Genomic DNA, 7187 nt, shown 5'->3' with positions numbered 1-7187 from the left:
GTCGAGTCGGAACTGACCGGTACGGACACGGACACGTCGCTGTCGGTGCAGCCGGCTGAGCCGGAGTGTGAGGTGCCTGACGGGGAGGATCCGGAGACGTGGTGTGAGGGTCAGACCGGCAGCGGGGCGACCCCGACGGTGACGGATGAGGGCACGCTGGCGACGGAGAACATTTACTCCGCCGACGGCGACCGCCTCGTGCGCATCACCCGCACCGCTACGACCAGCGGCGGGACTCCTGTGGTCACGGGTGTGACGGCGTACGTGGGTGGCGGGCAGGAGCTCACCCTGACCCCGGGTCAGCCGGTCGCCACGACGCGGTACTACGCGTTTGCGGGGCAGACGGTCGCGGTCCGCACCGACAAGGGCATGAAGAGCGTCTCGAGCCTGGTCGCGGACCACCACGGCACCCCGCTGGCCTCGGTCCCGAACACGGACTGGGCCACCCAGAACGTCATCCGCCACCACACCACCCCCTACGGCGCGGCACGCTCGGCCGACCAACTCCCGGGCGACCACCGCTTCCTGGGCAAGACCCGAGACGCCTCCACGGGCTACACCCTGGTAGGCGCCCGCTGGTACGACGAAATCCTGGGCAGATTCCTCTCGGTCGACCCGCTCATGGACCTGACCGACCCCCAGCAATGGCACGGCTACGCCTACTCCCACAACAACCCGGTCACCTTCAGCGACCCCACGGGCCTGCGCGAAGTCGCCTCCGACCGGGTCAATGGTGACAGCCAGGAGCAGATCAAGGCTTCAGTGGAGCACACTGCCTCTGGCGGCGGCTGGAGCCCGACACTGCCACCAGCCGCTCCGGCCGACCCATGGGTCCCCGTCATACCAGTAGTCCCCGACGGACCCAGCCAGGAATCCACTGACGTCGCACGTTCGACACTCTCCGCGTACGACGCGGCAGTCGCATCGGGACAGATCCACCCGTTCATGCCGTGGTATTTGACCGCGGAGGGCTGGTTTGACGTCATGGTCACCGACTCGGTCAACTTCTGGATCGACACATTCCACGCATTCGAGGACCCTGCGCTGTTCTGGGCTTGGTGGGGCGGTCCGCAGGCGTGGCGCGAGGAATTCAAACTAGAGGTATCGAGCCTCGTCGTCGGTGCCGCGACCGGTGGAGTCGGTTTCGCGGCGAAGGGCGGCATCAAGGGCATTAAGAGACTGGCACAGGGTGCCAAGGGCGCAGGGAAGCTATGCTCCTTCGCCGGATCGACGCCAGTACTCATGGCGGACGGGTCGAAGAAGCCGATCGAAGACATCGAGGTCGGAGACGAGGTCATCGCGACCGACCCAACGACCGGCGAACAGGCAGCTAAGAAGGTGACCCATGTGTGGGTTCACCAGGACGACCTCTTCGAGTTCGAAGTCGACGATGAGCTAATCGTCACCACTGAGGACCACCCCTTCTGGTCCGTCACCAATCAGACATGGGAGGGTGCGCAGAGCCTGGATAGCGGCGAACTGGTCCTCGGCGCTGACGGCGGCACGCTGCGAGTGTCGCGTCCGGTGGACTTCGGGGCACATGAGCGCGGTGCGGCCTACAACCTGGCTGTGGACGGAATCCACACCTACCACGTGGGTGTCGACGCGATCCTGGTGCATAATCACTGTTCGAAGCGTCTCGCAGCGAACATATTGGCGACTGGAAACTGGACACGGTTGCCGGGTGAGCACGCGCATCACATCGTTCCTGGTGGTCATCCGGGTGCTGCTCCTGCTCGAGCAGTTCTGAAGCGGTTCAACATCGACATCGATGCCGCGAGCAACGGCGTCTTTCTTCCCGGCTACAAGTCGAGTCCGAACCCACGTGGGGCGACAGAGCACCTCGGATATACCAACACGCAGCCCTACATCGACATGGTGAACCAACGCATGGGAGCAGTGACAACCCGCAGGGGGGCGCTCCAGGAGCTGGCGAGTATCCGCTACGACCTACTGGCAGGCAAACGATGGTGAGCACAAGCAATGGTCTCGGGATGCGGATTCTCCGCCCCGCCAGGGCAGAGCGTGTCTACGAGGTTGTGATCGTTCCGGAAGACGACCCGGATGCCTGGGAGTGGTATCAGGCAATTCGCTCAGCTCCCGAGCGCGCACCCGGGGATGCGTGGCGCCCGGTGCCGCTGGTCGTCACTCATCCGATCACTGGCCGCAAAGCTGCCCGTGCGTCGGTGCCCTGGACCTTCCCAGAGGTGCTCGTCGTTCGAGACGAGGCGATCGAGTCGCTCGGGCAGATTCTGTCAGCCCACGGAGAGCTTCTTCCGGTTGACGGTAAGAACGCGACGCTGGCGATGTTCGTTGCCCCTCTGGTCGATGAGGGTGCTCTGATCGATGAGTTGTCAGAGACGACACGGACTCAGCCGTGGAGCGAGGACATTACGATTGAGCACGGTGTCTTCGATGTCGAGGTACTTGGAGGACGGCAGGCGTTTACGGTTCGAACTGGTCGGAACCTGCAGCTGCTACTGCGGGAGGACCTCGTAGAAGAACTGCTTGCCACGGGGGATGTCGCTGGGGTTGCTTTCGAGCCGATCGGAACCATCGGAGCGAGAGGTGTGCCCGAGTAGCGGCTGGACTCTCACGGGCTCCGGGGACGATCGCGGTTCAGCATCCTCGTAGTGCGTTCGGGCGGATCGGCACCAGCAAGTCCGTCATGGCTCCAGCCGTCGATCTCGTTGGCGATGATCTGCTCTGCGGCGTTGGTATTGCCGCGGGTGTTCTCAAGGTTGGCGAGGTCGAGCCGCAGTGTCTCGTCTTCAAGGACTCGGGCTGCATCTGGGTTGGCCTTGACATCGGCTTCGCGATCGTGACCGGGGGTGCCGGACTAGCCCTCAAGGGCGTCTTCGGTATCCTCAAGGCTGGCAAGGTAGCCGCCAATACAGGTGATGCCCTGCTCAAGTCAGGCAACGCTGGCTCTCGCGGGCGTTTGCCGATGACCATGGACTCGGTGTGTGACGTCGCATGCAAGTACGAGATCGACCTCGAGGGAGTTGACATTAGGATAAACAAATCGACGGCTGGTCTTTACGGCAGCACAGCACCTAACAAGAGGATCACGCTCTATAGAAATGCGTTCGCCAATGAGGAGCAGCTCGCTCGGACACTTGCGCACGAGCGGTTTCATGTTCACCAGCTCGACTCGGGCATGGGGTACCCGGATAGCTACGACGCTGGTAACGCGTGGGAGCAAGCTGCCATCGCTTTCGAGGAGGCTTGGTGGGCGAGTCAATGAACCCAGACCAGTCCACATTGTCCACGTACGAGAGCTGGCTTGCCGCATACAACAGGGCCTATCAGAGTCCGAGAGATACCGGGTCAATTGTTTGCCCGAGTTGTGGTGCCAGATCGCTTCGGCTGGTCTTCGTCGTCGATGAACCCGAAGCGACGATTTCGGTGGTCGCCTTCTGGTGTGATTCCTGCGTGCGAGGACTCATGCCGAACCGTGCCCAAGTTCCTGCGGGCGGTTGTCGAGCCTTTCGTGGAGAAGAGGACATTCCTGACTACCGCCTCGTGATTCCGGCATGAGTTGCACGGAGTAATGGGTGGAGTCGTTCTGCCGCAGACTGACGCGTGACTGTTCAGGTGGCTGGTGCCCAGATCTGTCCGAGTGCGGTGTCGTGTAGGACGGCGAGCAGGTGGTGGCCGTCCTTGAGGGCGGTTCCGAGCCGGCCGCACAGGCTCAGGAACGACGCCGGGGCTTGCAGATGGGCAGTCGCTGGATTCCTCAGAACCTTAGAATCGCCCAAGCTGATATCAACTCGATTTGGGAATACACAGGACCAGAGCCCGGGGCAGATGAGTCTGCGTTGCGCGAAGCGGAGCACAGACTGGGGTTCGGCCTCCGAATGAGTATCGAGGTTCGAGTTGAGCTTTGACCTTGCCTTCTGGCGGGAGGCGCCAGGCCCGTCCGACGAGTCCGCCGCGGAAACGTACGACCGACTTGTCGAGGGCGAGACAGGTGTAGCGAGCGCTGATGAATCAGTTCAGCTCTTTCTGAACGAAGTTCTCCGAGTTTATCCCGACCTTAATGCGGACAACCTCGACACATCTCCATGGTCATCATCGATTTACTCGACGAGCGAATGCGTGATCGTGACAATCTCCGGATCGCGATCTGAGGAAGTCTTTCCAATTCTCAGCTTGCGTCTGCCCACGAATTGGTCACGTTTGACCCGCAAACCGGAAGGGTTGTTCCCTGATTGTCTGGCTAATGCCACAGCCGGAGTGCCAGGTGCCTGACCTCGATCCGTCAGCGGTGTGATGTCGGGTCCTGAGCGGGCTTCGACGCGCGACTACAGCCCGTGCCGGGACTGGTACCGCGATTGTTCGTCGGTTTCCTGTCCGCGGGACCCAGTTCATGGGCGGCCAGGAGTGCCCTGCCGAACCCACGCTGTCCGATGTGCACCCTGACGGGCCAGGCTCCCGGCAGGTCGACCTCGACGACCATCCCGACTGCGCCGAGCAGCATGCGTGGCCCGTCCATCACCCGCACCCGATCACCTACCTGCCAGACGTGGGACGGGCGCGCGGATGCGAGATCGTAGGCGCTCTCTGCCCAGAAGTCTTCCTCGCTCTCGAAGACGTTCACTGGGTAACCCCCGCCGTACCGACCTGCCTGCCTGTGATTGATCGCAGGACGTATGCGGCGCCGTCTTCGGCCAGGGTCCCGGTCACCTCGTTCGCGGCCCGGCGTACATGGACCGGCGCGTGCGCCATCGCCACGCCCCGCGCGGCCCACCGCAGCATGTCGACATCGTTGCCGGAGTCGCCAACCGCGACCGTGGCCGATACCGGGACACCGAGGGCGACGCGGATGCGCTCCATCGCCGTGGCCTTGGAAACCCCGCCGCACGTAACGTCGACCCACTCACTGTTGAGCGCGTGTGCGGTCACGCCCAGTTCCTGCAGGCCGTCAACGAGCCAGGCCGCTCCTTCACCGACAAGGGCGACCCGCGGCGTTGGCGCCGACCACAGCCCTTCCAGGTTCGAGGGCTGCAGTACCCCGGGCAGTTCGCGCGGCCCGAAGGTCCCGGCTGTCCGGTAGCCGTGCCCGGGGATCTCGGCCGCGATCCGCAGCCGCGCCTTGGGCGCCACGTAACGCACCACCGCCTCCACGTCCACCAGGTGACGTTCCACGATCGTGACCTTGCCGCCACCGATGCGCGCCGTGACCGCGCCGTTCGAGCTGGCGATCCACCCGCGGCGCAACCCGAGCTGCAACGCCACCGAGATAGCGCCCACCAGCGAGCGGCCCGTGGCCAGGGCCAGGTGGTGACCAGCCCCCACGGCGGCCCGGGCCGCGTCGACGACGGTGTCCGACGGCGGGCGGCCCGTCTCTGCGAGCGTGCCGTCGATATCGAAGGCGAGGAGATGAGGTGTGGTTCCAGGTGTCATGGATTTGACGGTATGGACCGCCGCGGCCAGGAACAATGGCACTTCGCACCGCGCTGGAAGGGAAGTACCACAGGACCGGGATCAGACGGGCAGGCCCATCGTGTCCGCCAGGGACCGCATCTCGGGGGTCAGCGTCCGACGGCGCGCGACGACGCGCCCGAGGATGTCCCGGGCGTACCGCTGATGGGGCAGCCATTCCGGAGCCGCCGCTCGGATGCCGGTCAGGGTGTCGACGGCGTTCCCGTACTGCCGGGTCCTGGTATATGCCTCGGCCACGTCGAGCAGGTGCCGGTTTCGGTTGTTCGACGTCGGCCGGAACCCCCCGGCCGGGATCTTCTCGGCGATGTGCAGCACCACGTCTGGGCGGTCCAGGATCATCGCGTTCTCGGTCCGCTTCAACGTCACCGTGACCGGGCCGAACGCTCGCAGGAAGTCCCCCTCGGGCGCGAACTCCCGCCCGATCGACACCGCCGCCGCGTGCGCCAGCCGCAACGAGTCCTCTGCCTCGTCCTCTCGGTTGTCGCGGATCGCAGCCGCCGACAACCGCAGTAGCAGCCATCCCCAGGCAGCCAGTTCGTCGGGCGTGGCCCGGGACATGCGCGGCTCGACGTCGTCGGCCCACCGTGTGGCCAGTTCGCGCGCCTGCCCGAGTCGCCCTTGCCGCAGCAGCAGCCAGCACATCGTCGAGGCCGTGGCTGCGCCCTGGACCCGGTCCGCCGCGCCCTCCAGCGCGGCGTCGAGCGACCACTGTGCCGCCTCGAACTGACGCGTCTGCGTCAACAGCCACCCCGTGAGCTGCAACAACCGCACCCGGACCTGCCGTCCGGCAGGGTCGATCCGGGCGACCGTGCCGGCGTCCCGGAGCAGCGTCGGCAGGACCGCTTGCAACTCGGCGAACCGGTCGCTCGAGAACAGCGGCACGGCAGCCTCTGTCGCCGCCGCGACACCTGCGACAGTCGGTGGTTCCGGCAGCTCATCGATCTCCCGCGCCGGCGCCGTGAGCGCCTCCCGGACCCCGGCCCACCGGTCCAGGGTCGAGGCGCTGGCCCCGTCCTCGCTGGTGGACGTCACCAGACGCATCGTCGGCACCCGCAGCGTCGCCGCCAGCCTGCGCACGGTTTCCAGACGCGCGTCCCGCCGCTCTCCCTGCTCCAGCTTCCGGATCAACGACAGCGAAATACCCGACTCGCGCGCTAGCTCCCGTTGCGTCAGCCCCCGACGCTTGCGCACTTCCCGCAGTCGTTCGCCCAGAGTGGCAGACATGCCCCGAGACTACGCCGAATGCCGCACGAAGTGACGCTCCGCAGACCAGGACCTGGACTTTCGATGTCGAGTCGGAACTGACCGGTACGGACACGGACACGTCGCTGTCGGTGCAGCCGGCTGAGCCGGAGTGTGAGGTGCCTGACGGGGAGGATCCGGAGACGTGGTGTGAGGGTCAGACCGGCAGCGGGGCGACCCCGACGGTGACGGATGAGGGCACGCTGGCGACGGAGAACATTTACTCCGCCGACGGCGACCGCCTCGTGCGCATCACCCGCACCGCTACGACCAGCGGCGGGACTCCTGTGGTCACGGGTGTGACGGCGTACGTGGGTGGCGGGCAGGAGCTCACCCTGACCCCGGGTCAGCCGGTCGCCACGACGCGGTACTACGCGTTTGCGGGGCAGACGGTCGCGGTCCGCACCGACAAGGGCATGAAGAGCGTCTCGAGCCTGGTCGCGGACCACCACGGCACCCCGCTGGCCTCGGTCCCGAACACGGACTGGGCCACCCAG

Annotated in this window: 7 protein-coding genes; 4 read left to right on the top strand and 3 right to left on the bottom strand. The window is 65.5% G+C overall.

What is annotated here, in order from left to right; genetic code table 11:
* The 3 genes from IIE03_RS03665 to IIE03_RS03655 form a co-directional block, all read left to right on the top strand.
* On the top strand, positions 1-1974 hold a 1974-nt coding region (locus IIE03_RS03665; protein ID WP_192861384.1), incomplete at its 5' end, for an RHS repeat-associated core domain-containing protein.
* Positions 1975-1994: 20 nt separating this feature from the next.
* Positions 1995-2582 carry a hypothetical protein gene (locus tag IIE03_RS03660; protein ID WP_192861382.1) on the top strand — a complete coding sequence of 196 codons (588 nt, stop codon included), beginning with the start codon at positions 1995-1997 and terminating at the stop codon, positions 2580-2582.
* Positions 2583-2668: 86 nt separating this feature from the next.
* On the top strand, positions 2669-3247 hold the full coding sequence (locus tag IIE03_RS03655) for a hypothetical protein (protein ID WP_192861381.1): 579 nt from the start codon (positions 2669-2671) through the stop codon (positions 3245-3247).
* 1017 nt (positions 3248-4264) lie between these two features.
* Here the strand turns inward: IIE03_RS03655 and IIE03_RS03650 are convergent.
* The 3 genes from IIE03_RS03650 to IIE03_RS03640 are packed head-to-tail and all read right to left on the bottom strand — an operon-like array spanning position 4265 to position 6672.
* Positions 4265-4603, bottom strand: a complete 339-nt coding sequence (locus IIE03_RS03650; protein WP_192861380.1) for a KOW domain-containing RNA-binding protein — start codon at positions 4601-4603, stop codon at positions 4265-4267.
* Entirely contained in the window at positions 4600-5445 is an 846-nt protein-coding gene (locus tag IIE03_RS03645; protein ID WP_192861379.1) for an HAD family hydrolase, read from the bottom strand. The genes IIE03_RS03650 and IIE03_RS03645 overlap by 4 nt, the downstream gene beginning before the upstream one ends.
* A gap of 45 nt (positions 5446-5490) precedes the next feature.
* Positions 5491-6672, bottom strand: coding sequence for a helix-turn-helix domain-containing protein (locus IIE03_RS03640; protein ID WP_192861377.1), 1182 nt, complete (start codon positions 6670-6672; stop codon positions 5491-5493).
* A gap of 137 nt (positions 6673-6809) precedes the next feature.
* Here IIE03_RS03640 and IIE03_RS03635 point away from each other — a divergent pair.
* Positions 6810-7187: hypothetical protein (locus tag IIE03_RS03635; RefSeq protein WP_192861376.1), on the top strand; the 378-nt coding region annotated here is incomplete at its 3' end.

It is taken from the genome of Myceligenerans pegani (assembly GCF_014892515.1).
Lineage (GTDB): Bacteria > Actinomycetota > Actinomycetes > Actinomycetales > Cellulomonadaceae > Myceligenerans > Myceligenerans pegani.
Note: the sequence above shows the minus strand (reverse complement) of the source record. Positions and strands in the feature narration are given on the sequence as shown.

Excerpts from the sequence above, each read along its gene's own strand:
- IIE03_RS03640 (WP_192861377.1), bottom strand. The coding sequence starts at position 6,672 with ATGTCTGCCACTCTGGGCGAACGACTGCGGGAAGTGCGCAAGCGTCGG.
- IIE03_RS03660 (WP_192861382.1), top strand. The coding sequence starts at position 1,995 with ATGCGGATTCTCCGCCCCGCCAGGGCAGAGCGTGTCTACGAGGTTGTG.
- IIE03_RS03655 (WP_192861381.1), top strand. The coding sequence starts at position 2,669 with ATGGCTCCAGCCGTCGATCTCGTTGGCGATGATCTGCTCTGCGGCGTT.